The sequence below is a fragment of the Ruegeria spongiae genome, assembly GCF_023502395.1.
GTDB classification, from domain to species: Bacteria; Pseudomonadota; Alphaproteobacteria; order Rhodobacterales; family Rhodobacteraceae; genus Ruegeria_C; species Ruegeria_C spongiae.
In genome coordinates this window covers 77,691-103,736 of sequence record NZ_JAMFMB010000008.1, presented here as the reverse complement: position 1 = coordinate 103,736, position 26,046 = coordinate 77,691, and the positions used below count along the sequence as shown (strand labels likewise).

26 protein-coding genes are annotated in these 26,046 nt (G+C 60.0%); 20 read left to right on the top strand and 6 right to left on the bottom strand.

Annotation, left to right across the window (positions count from 1 at the left end; genetic code table 11):
• Positions 1 to 3: 3 nt before the first annotated feature.
• A complete protein-coding gene (locus M3P21_RS08440) occupies positions 4 to 426 on the bottom strand; it encodes a VOC family protein (protein WP_249708943.1) in 423 nt (140 codons plus the stop codon).
• A 243-nt stretch (positions 427 to 669) separates the two neighbouring features.
• On the opposite strand from M3P21_RS08440, the gene M3P21_RS08435 reads away from it, so the two are divergent.
• The 5 genes from M3P21_RS08435 to fzlA all read left to right on the top strand — a co-directional run bounded on the left by M3P21_RS08435 (position 670) and on the right by fzlA (position 5,026).
• The gene (locus M3P21_RS08435; protein WP_249708942.1) at positions 670 to 2,133 is read left to right on the top strand and encodes an AMP nucleosidase; all 1,464 of its coding nucleotides are present in this window, start codon (positions 670 to 672) and stop codon (positions 2,131 to 2,133) included.
• 130 nt (positions 2,134 to 2,263) lie between these two features.
• Positions 2,264 to 2,551, top strand: coding sequence for an HU family DNA-binding protein (locus M3P21_RS08430; RefSeq protein WP_249708941.1), 288 nt, complete (start codon positions 2,264 to 2,266; stop codon positions 2,549 to 2,551).
• 508 nt (positions 2,552 to 3,059) lie between these two features.
• Positions 3,060 to 3,296, top strand: coding sequence for a hypothetical protein (locus tag M3P21_RS08425; RefSeq protein WP_249708940.1), 237 nt, complete (start codon positions 3,060 to 3,062; stop codon positions 3,294 to 3,296).
• Between the two features lie 267 nt (positions 3,297 to 3,563).
• Entirely contained in the window at positions 3,564 to 4,301 is a 738-nt protein-coding gene (gene mtgA / locus M3P21_RS08420) for a monofunctional biosynthetic peptidoglycan transglycosylase (RefSeq protein ID WP_249708939.1), read from the top strand.
• A gap of 59 nt (positions 4,302 to 4,360) precedes the next feature.
• Complete coding sequence (fzlA, locus tag M3P21_RS08415; protein ID WP_249708938.1) at positions 4,361 to 5,026, top strand: FtsZ-binding protein FzlA; 666 nt, start codon at positions 4,361 to 4,363, stop codon at positions 5,024 to 5,026.
• Positions 5,027 to 5,086: 60 nt separating this feature from the next.
• Here fzlA and M3P21_RS08410 read toward each other — a convergent pair whose 3' ends face one another.
• Positions 5,087 to 6,016, bottom strand: coding sequence for a LysR family transcriptional regulator (locus tag M3P21_RS08410; RefSeq protein ID WP_249708937.1), 930 nt, complete (start codon positions 6,014 to 6,016; stop codon positions 5,087 to 5,089).
• Between the two features lie 104 nt (positions 6,017 to 6,120).
• Here M3P21_RS08410 and M3P21_RS08405 point away from each other — a divergent pair, with 104 nt between their 5' ends.
• The 11 genes from M3P21_RS08405 (at position 6,121) to M3P21_RS08355 (ending at position 17,125) form a co-directional block, all read left to right on the top strand.
• Positions 6,121 to 7,080, top strand: coding sequence for a tripartite tricarboxylate transporter substrate binding protein (locus M3P21_RS08405; RefSeq protein WP_249708936.1), 960 nt, complete (start codon positions 6,121 to 6,123; stop codon positions 7,078 to 7,080).
• A gap of 74 nt (positions 7,081 to 7,154) precedes the next feature.
• Positions 7,155 to 7,625 (top strand): tripartite tricarboxylate transporter TctB family protein, encoded by a 471-nt coding sequence (locus M3P21_RS08400; RefSeq protein ID WP_249708935.1) that lies wholly within the window; start codon positions 7,155 to 7,157, stop codon positions 7,623 to 7,625.
• Between the two features lie 5 nt (positions 7,626 to 7,630).
• The gene (locus M3P21_RS08395) at positions 7,631 to 9,145 is read left to right on the top strand and encodes a tripartite tricarboxylate transporter permease (protein WP_249708934.1); all 1,515 of its coding nucleotides are present in this window, start codon (positions 7,631 to 7,633) and stop codon (positions 9,143 to 9,145) included.
• The gene (locus M3P21_RS08390; protein WP_249708933.1) at positions 9,138 to 10,235 is read left to right on the top strand and encodes a lyase family protein; all 1,098 of its coding nucleotides are present in this window, start codon (positions 9,138 to 9,140) and stop codon (positions 10,233 to 10,235) included. The genes M3P21_RS08395 and M3P21_RS08390 overlap by 8 nt, the downstream gene beginning before the upstream one ends.
• Positions 10,236 to 10,339: 104 nt before the next feature.
• On the top strand, positions 10,340 to 10,786 hold the full coding sequence (locus tag M3P21_RS08385) for a DUF2141 domain-containing protein (RefSeq protein WP_249708932.1): 447 nt from the start codon (positions 10,340 to 10,342) through the stop codon (positions 10,784 to 10,786).
• Between the two features lies 1 nt (position 10,787).
• Positions 10,788 to 11,381, top strand: coding sequence for a TetR/AcrR family transcriptional regulator (locus M3P21_RS08380; protein WP_249708931.1), 594 nt, complete (start codon positions 10,788 to 10,790; stop codon positions 11,379 to 11,381).
• The gene (locus M3P21_RS08375) at positions 11,378 to 11,629 is read left to right on the top strand and encodes a hypothetical protein (RefSeq protein ID WP_249708930.1); all 252 of its coding nucleotides are present in this window, start codon (positions 11,378 to 11,380) and stop codon (positions 11,627 to 11,629) included. Before M3P21_RS08380 ends, M3P21_RS08375 begins: the two co-directional genes overlap by 4 nt.
• A gap of 24 nt (positions 11,630 to 11,653) precedes the next feature.
• Positions 11,654 to 12,808: an aromatic ring-hydroxylating oxygenase subunit alpha gene (locus M3P21_RS08370; RefSeq protein ID WP_249708929.1), complete on the top strand. Its 1,155-nt coding sequence runs from the start codon at positions 11,654 to 11,656 to the stop codon at positions 12,806 to 12,808.
• On the top strand, positions 12,805 to 13,869 hold the full coding sequence (locus M3P21_RS08365; protein WP_249708908.1) for a 2Fe-2S iron-sulfur cluster-binding protein: 1,065 nt from the start codon (positions 12,805 to 12,807) through the stop codon (positions 13,867 to 13,869). Before M3P21_RS08370 ends, M3P21_RS08365 begins: the two co-directional genes overlap by 4 nt.
• A gap of 143 nt (positions 13,870 to 14,012) precedes the next feature.
• Positions 14,013 to 15,050: a tRNA epoxyqueuosine(34) reductase QueG gene (queG, locus tag M3P21_RS08360; protein WP_249708903.1), complete on the top strand. Its 1,038-nt coding sequence runs from the start codon at positions 14,013 to 14,015 to the stop codon at positions 15,048 to 15,050.
• A 71-nt stretch (positions 15,051 to 15,121) separates the two neighbouring features.
• A complete protein-coding gene (locus M3P21_RS08355) occupies positions 15,122 to 17,125 on the top strand; it encodes a hydantoinase/oxoprolinase N-terminal domain-containing protein (protein WP_249708902.1) in 2,004 nt (667 codons plus the stop codon).
• 8 nt (positions 17,126 to 17,133) lie between these two features.
• Here the strand turns inward: M3P21_RS08355 and msrA are convergent, their stop codons facing one another.
• From msrA to M3P21_RS08335, 4 genes are all read right to left on the bottom strand, one after another.
• On the bottom strand, positions 17,134 to 17,646 hold the full coding sequence (msrA, locus tag M3P21_RS08350) for a peptide-methionine (S)-S-oxide reductase MsrA (protein WP_249708900.1): 513 nt from the start codon (positions 17,644 to 17,646) through the stop codon (positions 17,134 to 17,136).
• A complete protein-coding gene (gene msrB, locus M3P21_RS08345) occupies positions 17,643 to 18,092 on the bottom strand; it encodes a peptide-methionine (R)-S-oxide reductase MsrB (RefSeq protein ID WP_249708898.1) in 450 nt (149 codons plus the stop codon). The genes msrA and msrB overlap by 4 nt, the downstream gene beginning before the upstream one ends.
• A 101-nt stretch (positions 18,093 to 18,193) precedes the next feature.
• Positions 18,194 to 19,516, bottom strand: coding sequence for a GH1 family beta-glucosidase (locus M3P21_RS08340; RefSeq protein ID WP_249708895.1), 1,323 nt, complete (start codon positions 19,514 to 19,516; stop codon positions 18,194 to 18,196).
• Positions 19,513 to 20,547: a LacI family DNA-binding transcriptional regulator gene (locus M3P21_RS08335; protein ID WP_249708892.1), complete on the bottom strand. Its 1,035-nt coding sequence runs from the start codon at positions 20,545 to 20,547 to the stop codon at positions 19,513 to 19,515. Before M3P21_RS08335 ends, M3P21_RS08340 begins: the two co-directional genes overlap by 4 nt.
• A gap of 233 nt (positions 20,548 to 20,780) precedes the next feature.
• Between M3P21_RS08335 and M3P21_RS08330 the strand changes: the two genes are divergently transcribed.
• The 4 genes from M3P21_RS08330 to M3P21_RS08315 all read left to right on the top strand — a co-directional run bounded on the left by M3P21_RS08330 (position 20,781) and on the right by M3P21_RS08315 (position 26,045).
• Positions 20,781 to 22,139, top strand: a complete 1,359-nt coding sequence (locus M3P21_RS08330; RefSeq protein ID WP_249708884.1) for an ABC transporter substrate-binding protein — start codon at positions 20,781 to 20,783, stop codon at positions 22,137 to 22,139.
• A gap of 79 nt (positions 22,140 to 22,218) precedes the next feature.
• Complete coding sequence (locus tag M3P21_RS08325) at positions 22,219 to 23,226, top strand: carbohydrate ABC transporter permease (RefSeq protein ID WP_249708883.1); 1,008 nt, start codon at positions 22,219 to 22,221, stop codon at positions 23,224 to 23,226.
• A gap of 11 nt (positions 23,227 to 23,237) precedes the next feature.
• The gene (locus M3P21_RS08320) at positions 23,238 to 24,386 is read left to right on the top strand and encodes a carbohydrate ABC transporter permease (protein WP_249708881.1); all 1,149 of its coding nucleotides are present in this window, start codon (positions 23,238 to 23,240) and stop codon (positions 24,384 to 24,386) included.
• Positions 24,387 to 24,395: 9 nt separating this feature from the next.
• Positions 24,396 to 26,045 (top strand): alpha-glucosidase, encoded by a 1,650-nt coding sequence (locus M3P21_RS08315; RefSeq protein ID WP_373319977.1) that lies wholly within the window; start codon positions 24,396 to 24,398, stop codon positions 26,043 to 26,045.
• Position 26,046 lies beyond the last annotated feature (1 nt).

The following is a 26,046-nucleotide window of genomic DNA, read 5'->3' as shown; positions in this document are numbered from 1 at the left end:
AGATCAATCCTTGGGGCGGCTCGGCACCCAGGCATAGCCGTTTTCGCACAGGATATAGGCCTCGCGCAGGCCATGCGGTTTGTCGGCGGGGGGTTGCAGCACCATCGCGCCCTGCGCCTCGGCCCGGCGGGTCGCCGCGTCAGGATCGCTGTCATACAGGTGAATCTCCACCCCCGCACCGCGCGGCGGAGATTCCGGCAAAAGCCCGAGCAGCGGGTGCGCATGATAGGTGCCGTCGCTATGCAGCTGAAACACCTGATTGCCATAGGTGACGATGGCAAAATCGGCGGTTACCTGATGGGAGGCCATGCCAAAAACGGTCTCTAAAAAGGCGCATTCCGCTTTCACGTCGCGCACAAGAAGGTTCAGGCCGATACCGCGCAGCGACCGTCCGAACCCGTCAGCATCTATCGTGTCATAGTCCATATCCCCACCCTCATCACGCACCCTGCACTGGTCAAGCACGATCTGGCACCGTGAAACTTTGGTGACGCGCCCGGTGTGGGGGTTGCGCAGGTCGGGGCTTTGGGAAAGTGTAGCTTATGCAGACCTGTCTTGCCGCACCCCTGTTCCGATCCCGTTCGACGCACGCGCCCGTTTGCGCCGCGCCCTCCGGGATCAGAACGCGCGAGTTGACAGGCAAGCCGAAGACCCCCTGAAAGCGACCAGATGACAAGAACAATAACACCGGACGCCCCCAAGCCCGAAGAATTCACCGACCCCGCCGCCGCCGTGCAACGGCTGGAGGAGCTATACGATCTGGCGACCACTTTCCTGTGCGAACGCTTTGCCGATGTGATGCGCAATGGCGCGACCGGCATTCACCATCGCGCCTTTTACCCCGAGATCCGCATCAGGACCCGCAGCTATGCGCAGGTGGACAGCCGGCTCAGCTATGGTCATGTCTCGCATCCCGGCACGCATGCCACGTCGATCACCCGACCGGACCTGTTCCGGTCTTACCTGACGCAGCAGATCGGTCTGCTGATCCGCAATCACGGGCAACCCGTGACCATCGGCAGTTCGGACACGCCAATGCCGGTTCATTTCGCGGTTGCCAACCGATCCGATATGGTGGTGCCGCAGGAAGGCGCCGCTGGCTTTACCCTGCGCGACGTGTTCGATGTGCCGGATCTGGCGACCACCAATGACGACATCGTAAACGGCACCTATGCTGCGCCCGACGGCACCGGCCCGCTGGCATTGTTCACCGCGCAGCGGGTCGACTACTCGCTGGCGCGGCTGGCCCATTACACAGCGACCGATGCCGAGCATTTCCAGAACCACGTTCTGTTCACCAACTACCAGTTCTATGTGTCCGAGTTCGAGGCTTATGCGCGGGCACAGCTTGCGGACCCGGACAGCGGGTATACCAGCTTCGTCAGCACCGGGAACACCGAGATCACGCAGGCCGACGAACCGCTGGAACAGGTCGCGAAACTGCCGCAGATGCCGACCTATCACCTGAAACGCCCGGACGGGGCGGGGGTCACGCTGGTCAATATCGGCGTCGGGCCCTCGAATGCAAAAACCGCTACCGATCACATCGCTGTGCTGCGCCCGCATGCCTGGCTGATGGTCGGTCACTGCGCGGGCTTGCGCAATACGCAGGCACTGGGCGATTTCGTGCTGGCGCATGGTTATCTGCGCGAGGATCACGTGCTGGATGACGACCTGCCGGTCTGGGTTCCGATCCCAGCACTGGCCGAGGTTCAGATCGCGCTGGAACAGGCGGTGGCCGAGGTCACCCAGCTTGAGGGCTACGACCTGAAACGCATCATGCGCACCGGCACTGTGGCCACGATCGACAACCGCAACTGGGAGCTTCGCGATCAATCCGGCCCGGTGCAGCGGCTTAGCCAGTCCCGCGCCATCGCACTGGATATGGAAAGCGCCACCATCGCCGCAAACGGCTATCGGTTCCGGGTGCCCTATGGCACGCTGCTCTGTGTGTCCGACAAACCGTTGCATGGCGAATTGAAGTTGCCCGGCATGGCGTCAGAGTTCTATACGACCCAGGTTCAACGCCATCTGGCGATCGGAATCCGGGCCATGGAAATGGTGCGCGGGATGCCTCTGGAGCGTCTGCACAGCCGGAAATTGCGCTCATTTGACGAAACAGCCTTTCTGTGATGCAAAAAAGCCCCAGAATTCGCCTGTTTTTATGGTTTTCTACGCTACTATTCGTTGTGTTGTCCCACTAGATGCCGTTATTGTTACGCAGTGAGGCCCAAGAGTTCGGGCACTGTAAGGAGACCAAGAAATGGCAAAGCCTATGACCAAAACCCAGCTCGTCACAGCACTTGCTGAAGAAATGGGTACTGACAAGAAATCCGCCGGCGCCGCGCTGGAGGCCATCACCGGCCTGATCACCCGCGAAGTGTCGGGCGGTGGCGCCGTGACCCTGCCGGGCGTCGGCAAGATCTACTGCCGCGAACGCCCCGAGCGTCAGGTCCGCAACCCGGCCACTGGTGAAACCTTCACCAAAGAAGCCGACAAGGTTGTCAAGATGACCATCGCAAAAGCGCTGAAAGACAGCGTGAACGGCTGATATCCTTCAGCACGTGGTATCGAGGGCTGCCATCCGGCGGCCCTTTTTCTTTGGATTGATGAGAGTCCGGTTCTCGGCATAACAGACTGCCGGGGTTGTTTGCGGGAGAATCTCCAACCCACAAAGAGAGGTGAATGGCGGCAATGAGCCCAAAATCACAAATGCTGCGCATTGTTCGAACGGCTGCTTTATGAGATAGGCCTCGACAGTCATCAGCCACTGTTATACCGGCTGAGTTTCTGGAATTTGCAAGAAAGCTCGTTTTAGACCATTGGCACGGCGTCTTCGTAACCCACCCAAAATAAGCAAACCAAGAATTGGTGAGTTTCCAACTCTTTGGTCAAAGGCTGTGGGGATTAAATGCCCGGAATGTGGTCGCTCGCAATCACCAAGAAAGATGGCTTCAACCAATCCTCATCGCGGATACAATCGGACTGACTTCCTCAAGTGCGGTGGCTGCGGCTCACTGCTCTATTTGACTGGCGAGCGACGTCTCAGGAGGTTCTTCTTGCTGGCTTTGCCAACATTTCTTTTAGTCGGCAACTTTGGATTTGCTCTTCTTAGAAATGTCGATGGACTAAACATATACCGTGAAGCTAGGGAAACCTACGAACCTAATTTCGTGGGTTTTCTACTGATCTGCGCTGCCATCTACATTAGCGTGAGTTTGCTGGGGCGATTTGAAATCGTCCGCATCGCGGCCTCATCAGACATGGAAGAAAAAGAAGCGGAATCCAGCTCCTGAACGCAGTCGCGCTGTAGGTCAACAAACTGCTGCAAACTCTTGCCCATCGTTATGGTATCGGAACGCATAACCGACCTTCGCGCAGCCGCAGCGAAAGCTCGCTAAGTCCCGCATTGCCGTCGCTCAAAACCTCGGGTCGAAGGCCAGCTTGCGCAATTCTTGGGTGCCGCTCTCGCACATAGGTGTTCTGTTCCATCAAGTGTGAAACAAGCTCTCCTTCTGCAAGATCATCTTTGCAGACACGCGGCGCTCGCCTATACATCCCTCATGGCGAAACAGGCAGCCCGCAAGTCAGGCAAAAAATCGAGCAAATCGCGCCAGAAAACACGCAAACCCCTCCTCAAGCGACTGGGGTCTTATGTGGTTCGTGGCTGTCTTATCGTGGTCGCGCTGGTCACGGCGTTGATCTTTCTCTTTGCCTTCGTGAACCCGCCCGTCACCCACACGATCTGGTCGGAATGGCGGCGGCTGGGGTCCGTGGATCGCGAATGGGTGGCGTTCGAACAAATCTCACCGGTCATGGCCCGCTCGGTCGTGGCCGCCGAAGATGCCAATTTCTGCCAGCACTGGGGCTTCGACGTCGAGGCAATCCGGGACGCGATTGAAGATGGCAGCACCCGGGGCGCCTCGACCCTGTCGCAGCAAGTGGTCAAGAACGTCTTTCTCTGGCAGGGCCGCAGCTGGGTCCGCAAGGCGATGGAAACCGCGCTCACACCCGCGGTCGAGGCGATCTGGTCAAAGCAGCGTATCGTCGAGGTCTATTTGAATGTGGCCGAGATGGATGAGGGCGTGTTCGGTGTGCAGGCGGCGGCGCAAGCCTATTTCAAGGTAGATGCGCAGGATTTGACCCCGCTGCAGGCCGCGCGGATCGCGGCAGTGCTGCCCGCGCCCAAGACACGTTCAGCCTCGAAGCCGACCAGTTTTGTGCGCCGCCGCACCGCCTCGATCATGGATGGGGCGGCCACGATTCGCGCAGACGGGCGCGCCGTGTGTTTCGAGGATTGAAAAACTCTTCGCGGCAAGGCATCTCTGGACCACCCTGTTATCTTTGAAATTGGAATATCATGGCGCGTCTGTTTCATGTTCCCCTCTCGCCCTTTTGTCGGAAAGTCCGCCTGTCGCTGGCGGAAAAGAAGATTGAGGTCGAGCTGATCGAAGAGCGCTATTGGGAGCGTGATCCCGATTTCATGCGTCGCAACCCGGCGGGCAAGGTTCCGGTGCTGAAACTGGATGGCCGGATGATGGCTGAAAGTGCGGCGATCTGCGAGTACATCGAGGAAACCCGCCCGGAACCGCCGTTGATGCCAAAAACCGCCGAGGGCCGCTATGAGGTCCGGCGGCTGATCAACTGGTTCGACGACAAGTTTCATCACGAGGTGACCGCCAAACTGCTTTATGAACGGGTAAACAAGAAAGTCACCAAGGCAGGCTATCCCGACAGCCGCAATGTCAAGGATGGTGCCAAGGCGATCAAATATCACCTCGACTACATGACCTGGTTGCTGGATCACCGCCGCTGGCTGGCTGGCGACGCCATGTCACTGGCCGATTTTGCCGCCGCTGCACATCTGTCGTCGCTGGATTATATCTCGGATGTGGACTGGCACCGCAGCCAGCCGGTCAAGGACTGGTACGCCAAGATCAAATCGCGTCCCGCCTTCCGGTCAATCCTGGCCGATCAGATCCCCGGTTTCCGCCCGCCCGCCCATTACGCCGATCTGGATTTCTGAAAGTAGACGGCAATAGGGACCGCCTGCGCCTTTATCTGAAGTGGTGACAGCATGGGCTGTTCAACCCTTTCGCCTTGGGCCCAAATTTTGCATTGTGTCGCTCGATGCGCATACCCGCTCGACATGCCAGGACAGGATTTCTCTGAATCGATCTGCCGCTTCGTTGGGCTTGTGGGTCTTCGGCAACAACAAGCCAAATGTCATCCACCTCTCGGGCTCAATGGGAACTGCAGCGATCCGGTCGCGGAATTGATGGGCGACCATCTCGTCTGCAATCGTGATCCCCGCGCCCTCGGCGACCAGAGCACAGGCCAATTGCGACGATGACACTTCGTGCGTTTTGTGCGGTGTCACGCCGACCGAGTTGAACGTGTCGTCAAGTTGATCGCGCAGCAGCAGCCCGTGCATCAGACGGATGATCGTGTCATTGGCGAGCTGATCGGCGGTCACATGATCCGCGTCTGACAATGGATGGCTTTTAGGCAGAAGCACCAAGGCCCTGACACGGACAAGAGGAGCCGTCCGAATATCCGGATGGCTGACCGGCAGGGCTGCGATGCCGATATCATATTCCTGCCCGGCCAGCCATTTTCCCGCCTCGCGACGGGCCCGCACATCGAGGGTCACGTTGACGTCTGGCTGGTCTTGGATGAATTGCGCGACGGCAGGGGCCGACAGGAACTGGGCGATCCTTGGCATCGTCACGATTCTGAGGCTCTCGGTTCGACCTGCCCGGATTTCCCCTGCAATCCGGGGAATCTCGTCGAGATTGTCGAGGATGCGACCGGCTTCCCGGTAGAATGCGATCCCCTCAGTCGTAGGAGAGAGGCTGCGCCCGCTGCGATCGAAGAGCTTGAGCTTCAGCGCGGCCTCCAAACCGCCGATCAATCTGCTGATGGCAGGCTGACTTAGATGCATGACTTCGGAAGCCGCGGCAACAGAGCCTTCGGAAAAGACATGACGAAAGGCCCGAAGAGCTTTGATGTTCATGGTCACGACTCTTTACTATTTTGCATCATTAGATGCTATATTTGCAGAAACCACAATCTCATCACCTGCTAGAAAGGCTGCGTCACTATTTTGGAGGAGCCCAAATGAAACGCAGAGCATTCCTTGGTGCAATAACGGCGGCAGCTGCGCTGGTTGCGACGACGGCCACCGGTTACGCGGCTGATTGGCCCAAACGCCCCATCAACCTGGTCGTGCCTTATAAAGCCGGGGGCGGAACTGACGCCTATGCGCGCGCGATCTCCGCCGCCGCAGAAGGTGTGTTGGACGTGCCGGTCGTCGTCGTGAACAAGCCCGGTTCGGGTGGCCTCAACGGCGCCAATGCCGTGGTCGGGGCCCGGCCCGACGGATACACGATGATGATGACCTCGGGGGGATCATTCCTGCTTTCGACCATGACACGCGACACCAAGATCGACGCGCTGGACAGCTTCGACTTCGTCGCGCAGGTCGGTCAGTTGCGTACCTCGCTGATGGTGCCGGTCAACAGCCCCTATCAGTCCGTGCAAGATGTCATTGACGCGGCAAAAGCCGACCCCGGTTCGCTGCGTTGGGCCCATTCCGGTCGGGGCGGGTTCCATCACGTGGGCGGTCTGGGATTTCTGGCCAACAATGGGATCGAGGCGCAGGATGTCCCCTTCAAGGGTGGCGGCCCGACCCGCGCCGCGCTGATCGGTGAACAGGCCGATTTCGGGTTCCTCGGTGTTCAGCAGCTTCGGGGCTTTGAAGAGCAGCTGCGCGCCTTGGCCGTCAACAGTGCCGACCGTGATACCATCATGTCCGATGTTCCGTCCTTCGGAGAATTGGGCGTTCCCTTCGCTGCTGTTTCGTCGCCGGTGATCGTATTCGCGCCCAAGGGAACACCGGCCGAGGTCATTTCTGCCATGGAAACGGCGCTGGCCGAGATCGCCGCAAAACCCGAGTTTGCAGAGCTTTTGGCCGAACGCGGCACCGGGCCGATCTTTGCCAACGGGGCTGATGCAAGGGCCGCATTGAACGCGATGCAAGCGGATGCCGCGCCGTTGGTTCAGAACCTGAACAACTGAACCGAATGATGGGTGGGCCGGTTTCAGACCCCGGCCAACCCAACTCATCGCACTTATTTCCCAGGGAGGACGCCATGCGGGATGTGGTCGAAGGAATCGTACTCGCCTTTTTGTCTTTAGCCGCGATCTGGGGTGCCTGGCAGGTGCCAGCTGCAAGCCCCGGCGACACGTGGGCTGGGATTGTGCCTTTCGCAGCCTCGGTTGCCTTGCTGGCACTGTCAGGCTTACTCCTGCTGGGTGGGTTGCGCGCCTCGGATACAGGACACGATCTCGCCGAAGGAGGTGACACTGGTACCCTGGATATCCTGGTCCTGTTTGCAATTGCACTGATCTATCAGCAATCCTTCCGATGGTTTGGCTATGTCCTGCCCACGGCCATCGTTGCGCCGGTGGTCCTTTATATCTTCGGCGTCCGCAACTGGATCGGGCTGGCTGTATCCGTGATCGCCTGCCCGCTTATCTTCCACATCATTTTCTTCGAGCTGCTCGGTGTCTTCCCGCCTTATGGCGAAGTGTTCGACCTGCTCGACTGGTTCCGGGGGTAAATTCCATGGAGATCTTTCCCGCCCTGCTGTCGGTCATCACCGATCCGACGCTTCTGTTCGCCATCGTCCTGGCTGCCGCTGTCGGCATGATCGTTGGTGCCACGCCCGGGCTGACCGCATCCGCCGCCATTGCGATGCTGCTGCCCATCACGTTCTACATGCCACCCCTTTTTGCGCTGGCATTTCTATACGTGATCGGAAAATCCGGGCGTTACGGCGGTTCGGTTGCCGCGATCCTGTTCAACACGCCGGGAACGGCGGCAAGTGCTGCAACGCAGATCGACGGCTATCCGCTGGCCCGCGCCGGCAAGGCCGGAAAGGCGATGAAGGTGGCGACGATCTCGTCGGTCATCGGCGACTTCATGGGTGACATCATGCTTGTGGTCGGCGTCGGATTCATCGCCTCCATCGCGTTGAAGCTTGGCCCGCCCGAGACTTTCGCCATCTATTTCGCGGCTTTCGTTGTGATCGGGTCGGTGATCGGCAAATCCATCACCAAAGGCCTGATCTCGGCCCTGCTCGGCATCCTTGTGGCGATGGTCGGCCTCGACCCGATCTCGAGCGAGGAACGCTACACATTCGGGTCATTCGAATTGTCCAACGGCATCGGACTGGTGCCTTTGATGATTGGTGTTTTCGTTCTGGGCGAGGTTTTTGCGCAACTCGAAGAACGTAAGAAAGCCAAGGGCGAGGTCAGGGAAAACGAAAGCGATCCAAGCGGTCACACCCTCACGTACGAGGAATACAAACCCTGCATTCCGCATGCCATCCGGGGCGGGTTCATCGGTGCCGGTATCGGCGTTCTGCCGGGGCTCGGCTCTGCCATCGCGGCGTTCATCTCCTACGGCGAGGGCAAGCGGCGCGCCAAGAACCCCGAACAATGGGGCAAGGGCGCTTTGGAAGGCGTTGCCGCGCCCGAGGCCGCCAACAACGCGGTTTCAGGCCCGTCGATGGCACCGCTTCTGACCCTCGGCATCCCGGGCTCGACCATCGGAGCCATCCTGCTTGGAGTCTTTCTGATCCACGGCATTCAGGTCGGCCCCACCCTGTTCCTCACGGACAAGGAACTGGTCTATCAACTCTTTGCCTGCGGGATGCTGGGTATCTTCGCCTATGGGATCATCGGCTATTTCGGCGCCACGCAGGTCGCGCGCCTGATCCTGAAAGTTCCGGTGAACGTGTTGTACCCGTTGATCTTCCTGACCGCCTTTGTCGCTGCATATTCCGCCCGAGGGTCGATGTTCGACGTCACCGTCATGACTGTGGCCGGGTTCGTCGGCTGGCTGATGCGCAAGTTCGACTTCAATGTCGCGGCCTTCGTGATCTCGTTCGTGCTGGCCAAAGGGGCCGAGGAAACATTCCGTCAGTCCTTGCTGATGTCCGATGGCGGCGCGCTGATCTTCGTTGAACGCCCCATCGCCGCCGGTTTCCTGCTGCTCGGACTTGCCGCCATGGGCTTTCGCATCCGATCGATCATGAAAGAACGCCGGATCGCCGAGGGAGGGCTGGGCGATGCTTGACTACCGTATCTACCGAAACTGCTTCTCTTCCGCAGAGATGCGGATGATCTGGTCCGAACACGCAACCCTCTCCGCCTGGCTGAAAGTCGAACAGACCCTTGCCCGCTGTCAGGCCGATCTGGCTCTGATCCCATCGGATGCGGCGGCCGCCGTCGAAACGGTCAGCATCTCTGATCTGGACATAGACGCGCTGGCCGCCGAGATGGTGCTTGTCGGGCGGCCCATCGTTGGACTGGTGAAACAGCTTCGGGCACTGGTGGGAGAGCATGGATGCCACGTGCACCACAAGGCGACCACGCAGGACATCATGGACACCGCGATGGTCATGCAGATGAACCTCGGCCTGACCGATATAGGGACCTGCACGGGTCAATTGATCGGTCTGCTGGACAGCCATATGCGCGCCCACCCGTCGACCATGCTAATCGGGCGCACGAATGGACAGCACGCTGTCCCCATGCAACTGACAACCAAACTGGCTGTGTGGCGTTCGGAACTGGTACGGCGCGTTGAGGCCTTGGAACAGGCGGCCAACCGTGGTCTTAACGTTCAGGTCGGCGGCCCGGTGGGTGATCTGCGTGGCTATGAGGACGGGTCAGGAGAACGGGTCAAAGCCGCAATTGCGGCACGGCTCGGGCTTGGTGTTGTCGCGCCCCATTGGCAAAATGCGCGGGACGGTATTGCAGATGTAGTGACTGCTTTGGGTGCCCTGTGCGCCACACTCTGCAAGATCGCCCACAACGTGAATCTGTTGTCGTCATCCGATATTGCCGAAGCTTCGGAGAAGCCCGCAAACGGCAAGGGCGCGTCCTCGTCCATGCACCACAAACGCAATCAGCGCGCCTCTGAGTTCATGGAAGCGGTTTCCCGTCTTGGTCGACAGAAAGCCGAACAGATCGGAGAGTTCACCTTGCATGAACACGAAAGGTCCGGCGGCGCATGGATCGGAGAATGGGTGATCATACCCGAGGTGTTCCTGCTGACCTCCGGAGCCTTGCACTGGGCGCAGATTTTGTTCGAGGGGCTGACCTTTCATCCCCAAAAAATGGCAGAGCGCTGCGATGCTTCCGTGACAGCGGCAGCCAGCTAGGTGTGCTGGTGCAGTGCGTGCCTTTCAAGCAATAAACTGTCGCTATTGACAATCAATATGTGTATGCCTAAATGCTGTCATGGTTGACAACTTAAGGTGACTTGATGCGATCTTTCAAACTCCACTCACTCACGGCTCTTGCCGCTGCTGCCGGGTGCGCAGCCTTCGCCCAAGCAGTTGAAACCGCGCCGCTTTCGGTAACCGTTGACGGGATTCGCAATGGGGATGGCGCGGTGATCGTGGCGGCCTTTGATCAGGCCGCCGCCTTTGAGGCGATGGACGTGAGCAAAGCTGTCGCGCTGGCCCAAATTCCGGCTGCCGGCACGAAGGTTTCGGTCACCTTTCACGACCTGCCCCACGGAACTTATGCCTTTGCCGCCCTGCATGACGAAGATCTGGACGGCGATCTGGGTATGAATGGCGAGGTGCCGACCGAGGGCTATGCCTTTGCCGCTATGGGCCGCCGTGGTCTGCCGTCAAAATTCGAGGACGCGGCTGTCGCCAACGGTGAGACGGCTGGGTCGACGTTGCGGCTGAAATACTGGAACTGAGATGGCTGGGCGTCCTTCAAACCGTGATGAACGCTATGCGCAAGTGATGCAGGCATTGGTTCGATGTGTGGCGCGCTTTGGGTTGGAGGGCGCCTCTCTGACCCAGATTGCGGCCGAGGCCGGGCTGACCCGGCCATTGATCCGGCATCATCTGGGCAACCGGGAAGACATGATCGCGGCGCTGCAGGATCATGTTCTGCACAGCTTTGCCGAACAGACCGAGGCGTTGATCGCCGCCTTGCCCGGGGACGCGCCCGCAGCGGCCTTGGTGGAATATCTGTTTGCAGACACGACCGGGTCGTCACCGGACATGGTGCTGGCCTTCGCGGCGCTGACGGCACGTGCTGCCGAAGACGCGGACCTGCGCACCGCTTGTCGCGAGTCCCTGCTGGGGTTCGAGGCGGCAATCGCCAGAGTTCTGCGTCAAGACAACCCGCAAGCCGACGATCACGCCGTCAATGCCGCGGCCCATGGCATCGTAGCGCTTTATCTGAATGTGGCGTCTCTTGCGCCATTGGATATGCCGCAAGGCTGGACCCAAACCGCGCAAACCATCGCGCATAAGCTGCTGGAAGGATTGGACGGTGGGTCATGACGCAGGCCCGTTCTCTCAACTACTTGACCTTCGCGGCGCTGATGATCGCTACGGCGTTGGGCTATCAGTCGCTCTGGGGGCTTCTGTTCCTCTACTGGACGATCCCGAACTTCCGCTCGGGCCATGCCTTCCTGATTTCCGACGTGACACGCGGCGAGGACCCGATCCTGTTCTGGCTGATCCAGATCGCCTGGATCGTGCTGGGCCTGATGCTTGTCACCCTTGATTTCTTTCCAGTTCCGGCCTGATCCGGCCACCTGAGGAGCACCCAAATGACCCGAATGCTGCATCTGCTGCCTGTCGAGGCCTATACCTCGCAGCAGTGGTTCGATCACGAAATGCGCGACATCTTCTCGAAAACCTGGCGCTATGCGGGTTTTATGGAGGACATCAGCGAACCCGGACAGTTCATCACCGTTCAGGCCGGGTTGAACAACATCTTCATCGTGATGGGCCGCGACCGCCGCCTGCGCGCCTTCCACAACATCTGCCGCCACCGGGGCACGCAGTTGATCCGCGCCGTCGGCAAGACGCAAAAGGCACTGACCTGCCCTTATCACGACTGGACCTATGATCTGGAAGGCAACCTGATCTCGGTGCCCGAAGAGCATGAAGAGTTTGGTCGGATCGACAAATCCTGTCTGGGCCTGAAACCCGCCAAGGTCGACATATGGAAATCGATGATTTTTGTTCACCCTGACCCCGATGCCCCGGCCATCACTGAATGGTTCGGGCCGGTGGAACCGCATATCGGTCCGCATGTTCCCGAAGACCTGATCGAATACGAAGAGCTGAACAACAGCTACGAAATCAAGGCCAACTGGAAGGTGGTGGTCGAGAACTATATCGACGTCTACCACCTGAGCCACCTGCATTCGAACACGCTGCAGATGTATGATCACAAGGCGGCAAAATACCATTGGGAAGGTCCCCACTATGTGTTTTGGGAACCACCAGTGGGCGCATTTCTGAAGGATCAGGAAAGCAAGCTGATTGCGCCACGGGTGATCCCCAAGGATATGAACGGCGCCTGGGTGCCGATGCTGTTCCCCGGCATCGGGCTGGCCGGATCAGAGGACGGCTGGAACATTTTCATCATCGAACCGCTTGGCCCGGAACTGACCCGTGTCAGCAACCGGGGGCGGGTCTCGAACAGGTCCGGCTGGGAGTTTTCCAGGCAATCGATGAAATCCTCGATGTTCTGGACCAAGTTTGGCCTCAGCGGGAAGTACGAAGACCATGACGCGATGAGCAAGGACGACCCGATGGTCGCGGGCGACTTCACCGGCGAGGACGTCTATGCCTGTGAACAACAGCAGAAATCGCTGAAGTCCCCCTATTTCGAAACCGGCCCCGCTGCCGTCGGCGAAAGCCCGGTCATCGACCATCAGAAGGTCGTTCTGAAATGGCTTGGAGACGGGAAATGACTCCGCGCGATTTCCACCCGCTGACCGTTCTGGACACCCGCAACGAAATCGGCGGCATGGCCAAGACGGTCATGTTCGATGTGCCTGACGCGCTGCGCAACACCTTCGCCTGGCGAGCCGGCCAGCATCTGTCGTTCCGATTCTCGGTAAACGGAGAGGAACAGCGCCGCAGCTATTCGATTTCTTCGTCGCCCTTTTCCGGTGATCCGCTGCGGATCACCGTGAAGCGTGTCGGGGGTGGCGTGATCAGCAACCACATCAATGACAATGTGCAAAAAGGTGACGTGATCGACGTGATGCCGCCCTTTGGCGGATTTTGCCTTGATCCCGGCGCAACGGCGCGACGCACGCATTACTTCTTTGGCGCGGGTTCGGGCATCACGCCGCTCTTTGCGATGCTCAGTTCGGTCATGGCGGCAGAGCCCAACTCCTTCGCTCATCTGGCCTATGGCAACACCAATGAAAAATCCATTCTGTTGCAGGATGAGTTGAGCGCCATCCGGGGTATGAACCCCGACCGGTTGACGATCCACCACATCTTTTCCAAACCCGGCTTCTGGTCTTCTGCCGACTACTGGCGCAAGGGCATCATCGACAAACCGGCGATTGAGGCGCTGATCGCCGAAAATCCGCCCTATGCGCAGGACGCGCAATATTACATCTGCGGGCCGGGCGGGATGAACTTGGCGGTGAAGACCGCACTGATCTCGCTCGACGTGCCCGCAACCCGCATCCACATGGAAAGCTACGGCGGCGTGGCAGAGCTTGACTCCAGCGTCGAAGGCATGGCCGCAACGGCAGAGATCACGCTGGGCGGCTCTCAACATTCAATCAATGTGGCCAAGGGGAAAACGGTTCTGGAAGCGGTCAAATCCGCAGGTCTGAAACCCCCTTTTTCCTGCCAGTCCGGGGTTTGCGGTGCCTGTCGCGCCAAATTGACCAAAGGCGAAATCCACATGCGTGCCCGTATGGCGCTGGAGGACGCAGACATTGAGAACGGCGCAATCCTGACCTGCCAGTCACTGCCAATTTCGCGAACCCTGTCGCTCAGCTATGACTGACTGTTTCCAAACAGATGAAGCACTCGAATGGCCGGTGAGAAATAGCGCATTATCGTCCACGAAACCGGAGGGGGTTCCACATTGCGCGCGCTGGCCTTGGAACCAGGTGTTGACCAAGGCAAAACGGCAGATATTTTAGCCAGATGAAAATCGGATCCGGGTTAAAGGCGAAACTGGTGCAACAGGCCCGGACCGAGGGGTTCGTCTCCTGCCGGCTTTGTCGGCCAGGGGATGTGCCCGAAGTGCCGGGGCGTTTGGCGCGGTTTGTCGAGGCCGGGTATCACGGGCAGATGGGCTGGATGGCCGAGCGAACACATTGGCGCGGCGATCCGCAGGCTTTGTGGCCCGAGGCGAAAACCGTGATCATGCTGGCCGAAAGCTATGCCCCGGATCACGATCCGCGCGCCATTCTAAAGCGGCGGGGCAAGGGCGCGATCTCGGTCTATGCGCAGAACAAGGACTACCACGATCTGGTCAAGAAGCGGCTCAAGCGGTTGGCGCGGTGGCTGATTGGCGAGGCAGGAGGCGAGGTAAAGGTGTTTGTCGATACCGCACCAGTGCCCGAGAAGGCATTGGGTCAAGCTGCCGGGCTGGGCTGGCAGGGCAAGCACACAAATCTTGTCAGCCGGGATTGGGGCAACTGGGCCTTCATAGGCTCTGTTTTTACTACGCTTGACCTGCCCACCGATCTGGCCGAACCGGACCGATGCGGGTCCTGCCGCGCCTGTCTGGACGCCTGCCCGACCGACGCGTTTCCCGCGCCCTACCAGTTGGATGCGCGGCGCTGCATTTCTTATCTGACGATCGAGCACAAGGGGCCGGTCGACGCGAGCTTGCGCGGGAAGTTGGGCAACCGGATTTATGGCTGCGACGACTGCCTTGCCGCCTGCCCCTGGAACAAGTTTGCAGTCGCGGCCAGCGATCTGCGCTACGCTGCGCGTAACGATCTGCTGGCCCCCAATCTGGCGGAACTTGCCATGCTGGATGATGCCGGATTTCGCGCAAAATTCTCGGGTTCGCCAATCAAGCGGATCGGGCGCAACCGTTTTGTGCGCAACGTGCTCTATGCCATCGGCAATTCGGATGATGCCGCGTTGAAGCCGGTCGCACAGGCCTTGCTGAATGACCCGGATGAAGCGGTTTCGGACGCGGCGTCCTGGGCTGTCGGACGTTTGCCATAGATGACGCAAACAGGCTGGATGTTTCAGGCCTCGCACTCTACCTCTCGGGTCGCAATATGCAGGAGGCAAGCATGACCCTGGCTTTGGGGGTGGACACGGGTGGCACTTATACCGACGCGGTGCTGGTTCGGGACGAGACCGAGGTGGTGGCAAGCGCCAAGGCGCTGACCACCCGGTCCGATCTGGCCATCGGCGTCGGCGCTGCCGTACGTGCGGTGCTGGACAGTGCGGGTGTGGGCGCGGATCAGATCTCGATGGCGTCTTTGTCGACCACCCTTGCCACCAATGCTCTGGTCGAGGGTCAGGGCGGGCGGGTCGCCCTGATCTATGTCGGGTTCCGCGAAAGCGATCTGGATCGGCATGGCTTGCGTGACGCCCTGAAAGGCGATCCGGCGCTGGTTGTTGCGGGCGGGCACAGCCATGCGGGAAATGAGGCCAAGGAATTCGACAAGGCGGCGCTTCTTGCCTTTTTAGAGACTGAAAGTGGCGTGTCCGGCTATGCGGTCGCGGCGCAGTTCGCCACCCGAAACCCGGCGCATGAGCTGGAGGCGGCACGCATCATTCGCGAATACACCGGCGCGCCGGTGACATGTTCGCACCAGCTATCGGCCAAGCTGAACGGGCCGAAACGGGCGGTGACCGCAGTTTTGAATGCGCGGCTGATCGGCATGATCGACCGGTTGATCGGGCGGGCGCAGGATGTGCTGGGCGAGTTGGGCATCACCGCGCCGATGATGGTGGTGCGCGGCGATGGCGCACTGATGTCGGCTGAACAGGCACGGGCACGGCCGATCGAAACCATTCTCAGCGGGCCAGCAGCCTCGATCGTGGGCGCGCGCTGGCTGACCGGCGCGCAGGATGCGTTGGTTTCGGATATTGGCGGTACGACCACGGATGTGGCCCTGATCCGCGACGGCAAGCCCGCGATTGACCCGGCAGGCGCGCGTGTGGGCGGATTCCGCACCATGGTCGAGGCGGTTGCGATGCGCACATCCGGCTTGGGCGGGGACAGTCAGGTTCACGTTCAGGCCGAAGGGCTGCGCGGGGGCGTGCAGCTCGGTCCGCGCCGGGTGTTGCCGGTTGCGCTCATTGCCCGTGAAGCCCCCGAACTGGTGCATGACAGCCTTGAGGTTCAGCTACGGGCGACCACACCGGGCGAACATGACGCCCGCTTTGTCCGCGCCGTGCCGGGTGTGGATACCGGTGGTCTGGGCGGACGGGAACAGGCTCTGATGGACCGGATCGGTGAGGCGGTGCACCCGATGGCGGCGCTGCTGCGGACGCGGATGGATCATGCGGCGCTTAACAGATTGGTGGATCGCGGAGTGGCACAGGTTGCTGGCGTGACGCCCTCGGATGCCTGCCATCTGCTTGGCACGCTGTCTTCCTGGGACAAAGAAGCGGCGGAAAAGGCGCTGACGCTGTTTGCGCGCAAGCGGGTTGGCTCGGGCAAATGGCTGGCGGAAAGCGCGCACGATCTGGCCCGGATGATCGTCGATCAATTGACCGGGCAGACAGTGGAAACCTTGCTGGAGGCCGCTTTTGCCGAAGAAGAGGCAGAATTTGGCATCCCGGCCAGCGTGTTGGCCCGCCATGCCCTGACCCGCAAAGGGCTGTCGGCGCATCGTGGGTTGCTGGCGCTTGATACCGCGCTGAACGTCGATGTGATCGGGTTGGGTGCCTCGGCCCCGACCTATTATCCGGCAGTCGGCACGCGCCTGCGCTGCCGGATGGTGCTTCCGGAACATGCGGGTGTTGCGAATGCAATCGGCGCGGTGGTGGGTCGCGTCACCTTTCGCCGCAGCGGTGTCGTCACCGCACCGTCAGAGGGCAAATACCGGGTACATCTGGACAGCGGTCCGCGTGACTTTGGCGACCCAGATGCGGCCATGACGATGCTGGAAGACACGCTGCGAGACATTGCCGAGGCTGAAGCGCGCGCGGCGGGTGCCGAGGATATCCGCCTGCTGACCGCGCGAGATATCCGCACCGCCCGCGTCGAAGCGCGCGATGTGTTTGTCGAGGCGACGCTCACGGTCGAGGCCAGCGGACGACCCCGCGTGGCAACGGGCTAAGACAGAGCCTATTCAGCGGCATTCATCCGTTTCGGCAGCACCCAGCCGGGGCGCGGGAAGTGGCAGGTATAGCCGTTGGGAACACGTTCCAGATAGTCCTGATGCTCTGGCTCGGCGTCCCAGAAATCGCCCACCGGCTCCACTTCGGTCACCACCGTACCGGGCCACAGACCCGAGGCGTTCACATCAGCAATGGTGTCGTTCGCGGTCTGACTCTGCGCCTCGTCCACATAATAGATCGCCGAGCGATAGCTGAGGCCCCGATCATTGCCCTGCCGGTTCGCCGTGGTGGGGTCGTGGATCTGAAAGAAGAAGGCCAGCAGATCGCGATAGCTGATCACGGCAGGATCAAAGACAATCTCGATCCCCTCGGCATGGGTACCATGATTGCGATAGGTGGCGTTGGGCACATCCCCGCCGGTGTATCCCACGCGGGTGTTGGACACTCCGGGCAGTTTGCGGATCAGGTCCTGCATTCCCCAGAAACATCCGCCCGCCAGTACGGCGCGTTCGGTCGTCATGCGATATCCTCCACTTGGTCCAGGTAGTCCCCATAGCCCTCTGCCTCCATCTCATCACGATGGATGAAACGCAGCGAGGCCGAGTTGATACAGTAGCGCAGCCCGCCATGTTCGCGCGGTCCGTCCGGAAAGACATGGCCCAGATGGCTGTCGCCATGGGTCGAGCGGACCTCGGTACGGATCATGCCGAGACCGCGGTCTTCGAGTTCCTGTACATGGGCAGGTTCGATGGGTTTGGTGAAACTCGGCCAGCCGCAGCCGGATTCGTATTTATGCGCCGAGGCAAACAGCGGCTCGCCCGACACGATGCAGACATAGATGCCGGGATCTTTGTTGCCCAGATGCTTGCCAGTGCCGGGGCGTTCGGTGCCACTGCGTTGGGTGACGTGGAATTCTTCGGGCGAAAGCGCGGCAATCGCGTCCGGGTCTTTGAAAAATCGGCTCATGGTACCCCCGATGTGGTGTCTGATTTGACTAACAAATGGGGCGCATTTGCGCAAAGCAAAGAGTTGTTTCGTCCCGCTCGCAAGGACGTGTGCTGCACAATCTAGCGCAGCATCGCCGCCAGCGCGTGGTAAGAGGCCTTGGGCGTGCGCGTCAGGGTCTCGAAATCCACATGCACCAGACCGAAACGTTTTTCATATCCCAGTGCCCATTCGTAATTGTCCAGCAGCGACCAGATCATGTAGCCCGCGACCGGAACACCCTCCGCGATGGCGGATCTGACCGCGTCCAGATGGTCGTTCAGATAGTCGATCCGCATCTGATCCGGCACCGCGCCATCCTTGAGGCTGTCGTCATTGGCCATGCCGTTTTCGGTCACGTAGATCGGCAGGTCACCGGTATAGTCGCGCGCCGTGCGCTTGAGGAAGTCAAAGAGGCCCTGCGGATAGATCTCCCACCCCATCTGGGTTTTGGGCAGCGGTCCAGGTGCCTCATGATGATGCGGCCAAGGTCCATCATCGGGTGCGATGAGCTTGCGGGTGTAGTAGTTAATGCCGCACCAGTCGACCGGCGTGCCGATGGTATCGAAATCATCTTGCCAGTTCTTGGGCATATGCGGCCCCAGCCCGGCGAGCACATTCTCGGGGTAGCATTTTTTGAACACGCCACTCAGGAAGAAGCGGTTGTAATAGCCGTCATAGAGATCCGCAGCCTGCCGCGCTTCGGGCGAGCTATCGGCAGGGTCGGCCCATTCCAGATTGAACACCGCGCCCAGGTTGTCCATGCCGAGCGCCCGCATCGCCTGGATGGCGCGCCCATGGGCCAGCATCACATGATGCATCGCGCGGGCAGTGGCGCGGATGTCGCGCAGGCCGGGCGCATGATGACCAAGGAAGTGGCTCAGCCATCCCACGCACCATGGCTCGTTGATCGGCGCGACCGAGTGCACGCGATCGCCGATCCGGCCCATGATGATCTCGGCAAAATCAGCGAACCAGCCAGCGATGTCGCGATTGCGCCAGCCGCCCAGATCAGCCAGCGGTGACGGCAGTTCCCAGTGATAAAGCGTGGCAAGCGGCTTGATCCCGCGCGCCAGCATCGCATCCACCAGCCGGTCATAAAAATCCAGACCCTCCTGGTTCGCCACGCCGCGTCCTTCGGGCAGCACCCGCGCCCAGCTGGTGGAAAACCGATAGGCGTCGAACCCGGCAGCTGCGACCAGATCAAGGTCTTCTTCATAGCGCAGATAGTGCTCGCAGGCGCGCGCGCCGTTTTCCGCGCGCACCACATTGCCGGGTGTGGCGGCGAAACTGTCCCAGTGAGTTCGCCCCGCGCCGCCCAGCGCGTGGCCCTCGATCTGATAGGCCGAAGTGGCCGTCCCAAAGGTAAAGCCGGGCGGAAAATCCTGCCGCGCGTGGCGCATCATCGTCTTGTCTCCGGTGCTGGCCCTGTCGAGCGGCCGACCACCAGCTCGGCCTCGAGCATGTGGTTTCGGTTGGGCGCATCCGGCTGTTCGATCTTTTCAATCAGCATCCGCGACAGGATTTCTCCGGCCTGCTGCACCGAGGACCGCGTGGCGGTGAAGATCGGAACGTCCGAGCCGTTGCGCAGATAAGACAGGTCATCGTCGTGGGTGATGACAGACACATCGCGCGCCAGTGTCAGCCCGGCCTCGTCGATGGCCCGGCGCACGCCGATGGCCGAGATCATCGATGCGGCAAGGATCGCGGTTGGCGGTTCCTCCATCTTCAGCATCGCGCGGGTCTCATGGTGGCCGTAAACCTCGGTCATCTCGGCGCTGCGCATCAAGGTCGGATCAGGCTCTATTCCAGCCGTTTTCAGCGCTTCGACGTAACCTTCCCGGCGGCGATGGGCGAAGTCCATGTCTTCCAACCCGTTGATCAGCGCAATCCGCTTATGCCCCAGATCAATCAGAAATTCCGTCGCCCGCTGGAACGAGCGTTTGTTGTTCACGTCCACCCAGCAATAGTTCTCCTCGATCCCCGACGAGCGGCCATGCACGATAAAGGGCAATCCAATGCGGTTGAGCAGCGGAATGCGGACGTCGTTGACCCGTGGACCCTGCAGGATAACCCCGTCGACCGAGCCCTTCGCCGCCAGAGCATGATAGATCTGTTCCTCATCCCCATCATCGACGCGGGTGAACATCATGTCATAGCCGTATGTGGCATAGGCGCGTGAGGCCCCGGCGACGAAATCACCAAAGACAGGGTTGAGCATTTCGTGCTGGGTCGAGGCCGGGATTACATGGCCGATCACCATCGCGCGCCCGGTAGCCAATCCCTTGGCGCGGCTGTTGGGTCGATAGTTGTGCTCGCGCGCCGCTTCTTCCACACGCCGTCGTGTCGCCTCGCTTACCTCGGGATAGCCGTTCAGTGCGCGGCTAACGGTGGTCTGCGACAGCTGCAGCTTCCTGGCGAGGGTTTTCAGGTTCATGGGGCGTTCAAAGCGCTTTCAATTTTCATGGGTAATTTGTGAAAGGAATAGCGCGTTGCGTCAATCGTTTTTGGGTCATGGGCGGAAGACCACCTAATTTCACTCCTTTTCCTGCGGCTTTCATACTAAGTGTTGACAGAATCTCTTCCGTAACGTCACAAAGGGAAATCCAAAGCGCTTTGGAAAGCGCCTGATTCACGGCACCGCACCCCACGCGGATGAGAGGAGAAACAATGAACAACAGATTGCTCGCGGGCACCGCAGCACTGGCACTGGTCGCTGGCGCGGCGCATGCTCAGGACGCATTCATCCACCCTGTTGGGGAGGGTAACTTCAACTGGGACGGGTATCAGGCCTTTGCCGCCTCGACAGATCTGCCCGGCGAAAAGCTGACAATATTCGGGCCGTGGCTGGCTGGCGAGGGAAAAGCATTTGAGAACCTTGTCGCATATTTCGACGAGGCCACTGGAGCGGACTCCAGTTATGTCGGCTCCGATTCTCTGGAACAACAGATCCTTATTGATGCCGCTGCAGGGTCAGCGCCAAACCTAACTGTTTTCCCCCAGCCGGGGCTTGCGGCAAACATGGCCAAAAACGGATACCTAACGCCACTTCCAACAGGCTCAGACGATTGGATCAAAGAAAATTTTGCCGCCGGTCAATCCTGGGTCGATCTGGGAACATTTGACAATGGTAATGGTGCCAGCGACTTCTATGGCTTCTTCTTCAACGTGAACGTCAAATCACTCGTTTGGTATGTTCCTGAAAATTTCGAGGATTTCGGGTACGAAGTTCCAAATACCATGGAGGAGTTCAGGGCGCTCATGGACCAAATGGTTGCTGATGGCGAGACGCCGCTATGCGTCGGCTTGGCCTCAGGCGGAGCAACTGGCTGGCCTGCGACGGACTGGGTCGAAGATCTGATGCTGCGCACTCAGCCGCCAGAGGTCTATGACGCATGGGTATCCAATGAAATGAAGTTTGACGACCCGCGTGTCGTTGCAGCCATCGAAGAATATGGCAGCTTTGCACGCAACGATGATTATGTCTCGGGAAGTGCGGACGATACCGCCGCGATCGATTTCCGAGACAGCCCCAAAGGTTTGTTCGAAAGCCCCCCAACCTGCATGATGCATCGGCAGGCCTCCTTCATTCCAGCCTATTTCCCTGAAGGCACTGAGTTGGGCGCAGATGCCGATTTCTTTTACTTCCCGGCCTATTCGGAAAAAGATCTAGGGACACCGGTTCTTGGGGCAGGCACGCTGTTCACAATTACGAACCCGAGCCCCGCAGCCGAAGCTTTCGTTGAGTTCCTCAAAACACCATTTGCCCATGAGATCATGATGTCTCAGGACGGTTTTCTTACGCCGCATCTGGGCGCCAATCCCAAAAACTATGCGAATGATACCCAACGAGGACAGGGTGAAATTCTCACCAACGCTACCACCTTTCGTTTCGACGGCTCTGACCTGATGCCAGGTGCCGTTGGCGCTGGGGCGTTCTGGACTGGAATGGTCGACTATTCGTCTGGGGCGAAGGATGCGGCAACTGTTGCCCGAGAAATCCAGTCCTCCTGGGACGCATTGCAATAACCCCCACTCACTCACGAGCAGGGACAATCCGGGTTTCCTCGGGCTGCCCCACCCCTTTCCCCTTCCCGGAGCATGAGAGATGAGCCCAGCGCTGCAGGGTCTTATGACCATCGTGATCGGAGTGGTCGGTTGTGTCGGCTATTTCTACCTCTCCAACCAGTTTCTCGACAAGGTTCTCTACCCCCCGCGCGGTCCCAATGCGGGCCGCAACATCAACCGCGCGAACCTGATCCGGCCCTGGCTGTTTCTGTTTCCCGCGCTTTTGGCGCTGGGGCTTTATCTGGCCTATCCGGTTGTCGAAACCCTGCGCCTTTCGCTGACCGATCGGGTGCCCGGAGGCGGCTATAAATGGGTCGGGCTGCAGAACTACCAGCAGATGATGCAGGAGCCCAAGTTCTGGGAGGCCATGCGCAACAACATGCTGTGGCTGATCGTGGTGCCAGCCATGTCCACCGGTTTTGGCCTGCTGGCCGCGCAGCTGACCGACCGGATCAGATGGGGCAATTTGGCGAAATCGCTGATCTTCATGCCGATGGCGATCTCGTTTGTCGGCGCGGCAGTGATCTGGAAGCTGGTCTATGACACACGCCCCCTCGAACAGGACCAGATCGGCGTGTTGAACGCCATCTACATCGCGTTGGGTGGGGCCGAGCCGCAAACCTGGTTAACCACCCCGTTCTGGAATTCTTTCTTCCTGATGATCGTGCTGATCTGGATTCAGACCGGCTTTGCCATGGTCATCCTGTCCGCCGCTCTGCGCGGCATCCCTGAGGAAACCGTCGAGGCGGCGATTGTCGACGGGGCCAACCCGTTCCAGATCTTCTTCAAGATCAAGGTGCCGCAGATCAAGAACACCATTCTGGTGGTCTGGACCACAATCACTATCACCGTGCTCAAGGTCTTTGACATCGTCTTTGCCATGACCAACGGCCAATGGGAGACGCAGGTTCTCGCCAACTACATGTACGACAAGCTGTTTCGCGCTGATGACTGGGGTATCGGATCGGCCTCGGCCATCGTGATCATGATCCTGGTGATGCCAATCCTGGTCTGGAATGTGCGCAATGCGCGCGCCGAGATGAAATAGGGAGTGCCGAGATGAACAATATCGCTGGCTCAAGATCGGCGCTGGTCTGGATCGTCAATCTCTGCGTGCTGGGCCTTGTCTGCCTCTGGCTGTTTCCGACATTTGGTCTGTTCGTGTCCTCTTTCCGTACCGCGGACCAGATCGCGACAAGCGGCTGGTGGCGGGCGGTGTTTGCTTCGGAACAGAACCTGACTCTGCGCACCGCACCGCCGGAAACTCAGGTTCAGCAAGGCGACATGTACGTGATCGAGGGCAATCTCTTTGGCGAGAACCCCGACGCCGTAATCTCGGTCTGGGGCGTGTCTTCGCGCGATATCGACGCCTATACGCCCGGTGACACCGCCGAGCTGCGCCGTGGAGGAGAGATCACCGTGCAAGCAGATGGCGCCTATCGTCTGGTGAACAGCGAGGCGTTCGAGGGCAAACGCGGCCCGCGCGTCTTTGTCACCGCAACCGCACCGCCTGAACTGACCTTCCAGAACTACAAGAACATCCTGTTCGACCCGGCCAATGTCGACGGGATGGCCAAGGCGTTCTTCAACACGCTGACGGTCACGATCCCGGCCACGATCATTCCCATTCTGGTGGCCGCCTTTGCCGCCTATGCGCTGGCTTGGATGGATTTTCCCGGCCGCGCGCTGCTGATCGCGGCGGTGGTGGGCCTGCTGGTGGTGCCATTGCAACTGGCGTTGATCCCGCTCTTGAAACTGCATCTGAGCATCGGGATCGGCAAAAGCTATCTGGGTATCTGGTTGGCCCATACCGGGTTCGGGCTGCCGCTGGCGATCTACCTTCTCAGGAATTACATGGCCGGTCTGCCACGCGACATCATCGAGAATGCGCGGGTCGATGGCGCCACGGATTTCCAGATCTTCACCAAGATCATCCTGCCGCTCAGCTTCCCGGCGCTGGCCTCATTCGCGATCTTCCAGTTCCTGTGGACCTGGAACGACCTGCTGGTCGCCAAGGTGTTCCTGATCGACGCCTCGGGCCAGACCACGGTGATGACCGCCCAGATTGTCGAGTTGATGGGCACGCGCGGCGGCAATTGGGAAATCCTTGCCACGGCGGCTTTCGTGTCGATTGCCGTGCCGCTGCTGGTCTTCTTCGCAATGCAAAAATATCTGGTCCGCGGATTGCTGGCCGGCTCTGTCAAATAGGGTAAATTCATGAACGCTCAAATGGCTCCACAACCGGGCGCCCCAGTCGAATCCGCCGCAGATTGGTGGCGCGGCGGGGTGATCTATCAAATCTATCCGCGCAGCTTTCAGGACAGCAATGGTGACGGCATCGGGGATCTGGCCGGGATCACACAGCGGCTGGACTACGTGGCCTCGCTGGGCGTCGATGCGATCTGGATTTCGCCTTTCTTCAAATCTCCGATGAAGGATTTCGGCTATGACGTCAGCGATTACCGCGATGTCGATCCGATGTTCGGTACGCTCGCGGATTTCGACGCATTGCTGGCCCGCGCCCATGAACTTGGGCTGAAGGTGATGATTGATCTGGTGCTGTCCCATACCTCGGATCAACACCCCTGGTTTACCGAGAGCCGGGCCTCGCGCGACAACCCGAAATCCGATTGGTATGTCTGGGCAGACCCGAAACCCGACGGCACCCCGCCAAATAACTGGCTGGCGATCTTTGGCGGTTCAGCCTGGCACTGGGACGCGCGGCGGCAGCAATATTACCTGCACAACTTTCTGTCCTCGCAGCCCGACCTCAATTTCCATGATCCCCAGGTTCAGGAGGCGCTGCTGGACGTGGCGCGGTTCTGGCTGGATCGCGGGGTCGACGGATTCCGGCTGGACACGATCAACTTCTATTTCCACGACAAAGAGTTGCGCGACAACCCGCCACTGCCGCAGGAGGCGCGCAATGACTCCATCGCGCCGCAGGTGAACCCCTATAACCATCAGGACCACCTCTATTCCAAAAGCCAACCCGAAAACCTGGCATTTCTGGAACGGCTGCGGGCGCTGACCGACGCCTATGACGCCCGCGCCTGTCTGGGCGAGATCGGCGATGCACAACGCGGGCTTGAGATCATGGGTCAGTACACCGAGGGCGAGGCGCGCATGCATATGTGCTACGCATTCGAGTTTCTCGAAGGTCGCCGCGCCACGGCAGAGCGTATCGTCGAGGTATTCCGGGACCTGGAGGCCGCCGCGCCCGATGGCTGGCCGTGCTGGGCCTTTTCAAACCACGACGTGCAGCGCCATGCCAGCCGCTGGGGGTTAAGCGACGAGGCGCTGCGCTGCTATACCACGCTGATGATGTGCCTGCGCGGCTCGGTCTGCCTGTATCAGGGAGAGGAACTGGGCCTGCCCGAAGCGGATGTCGCTTTCGAGGACTTGCAAGACCCTTACGGCATCGAATTCTGGCCCGAATTCAAGGGCCGCGACGGATGCCGCACGCCGATGGCCTGGCAGACGCAGGCAGAGAACGCCGGTTTCGGCAGCGGAAAAAGCTGGCTTCCGGTCAGCCCGGTTCATGCCGAGGCGGCGGTGGACCGGCAGGAGCAGGACCCCGACGCGATGCTGCATCATTACCGGCAAGCCATCGCGCTGCGCGGCGCTCATACCGCTTTGCAGACCGGTGCGCAAAGCGACCTGCGCACTGATGGCGATGTGCTGAGCTTCACCCGCTCAGACGCAACCGAAACGCTGTTCTGCGCCTTCAACCTTGGTGGCGACGCGGTCGAGGTCACACTGCCCAACGGACTCTGGCAGGAGGAGCGCCTCGGGGCGAAACTAGAAGGACAGCGCGCCGCGCTCGGGGCCTGGGACTATCTGATCGTGAAACAGGTGAGGAACTGAC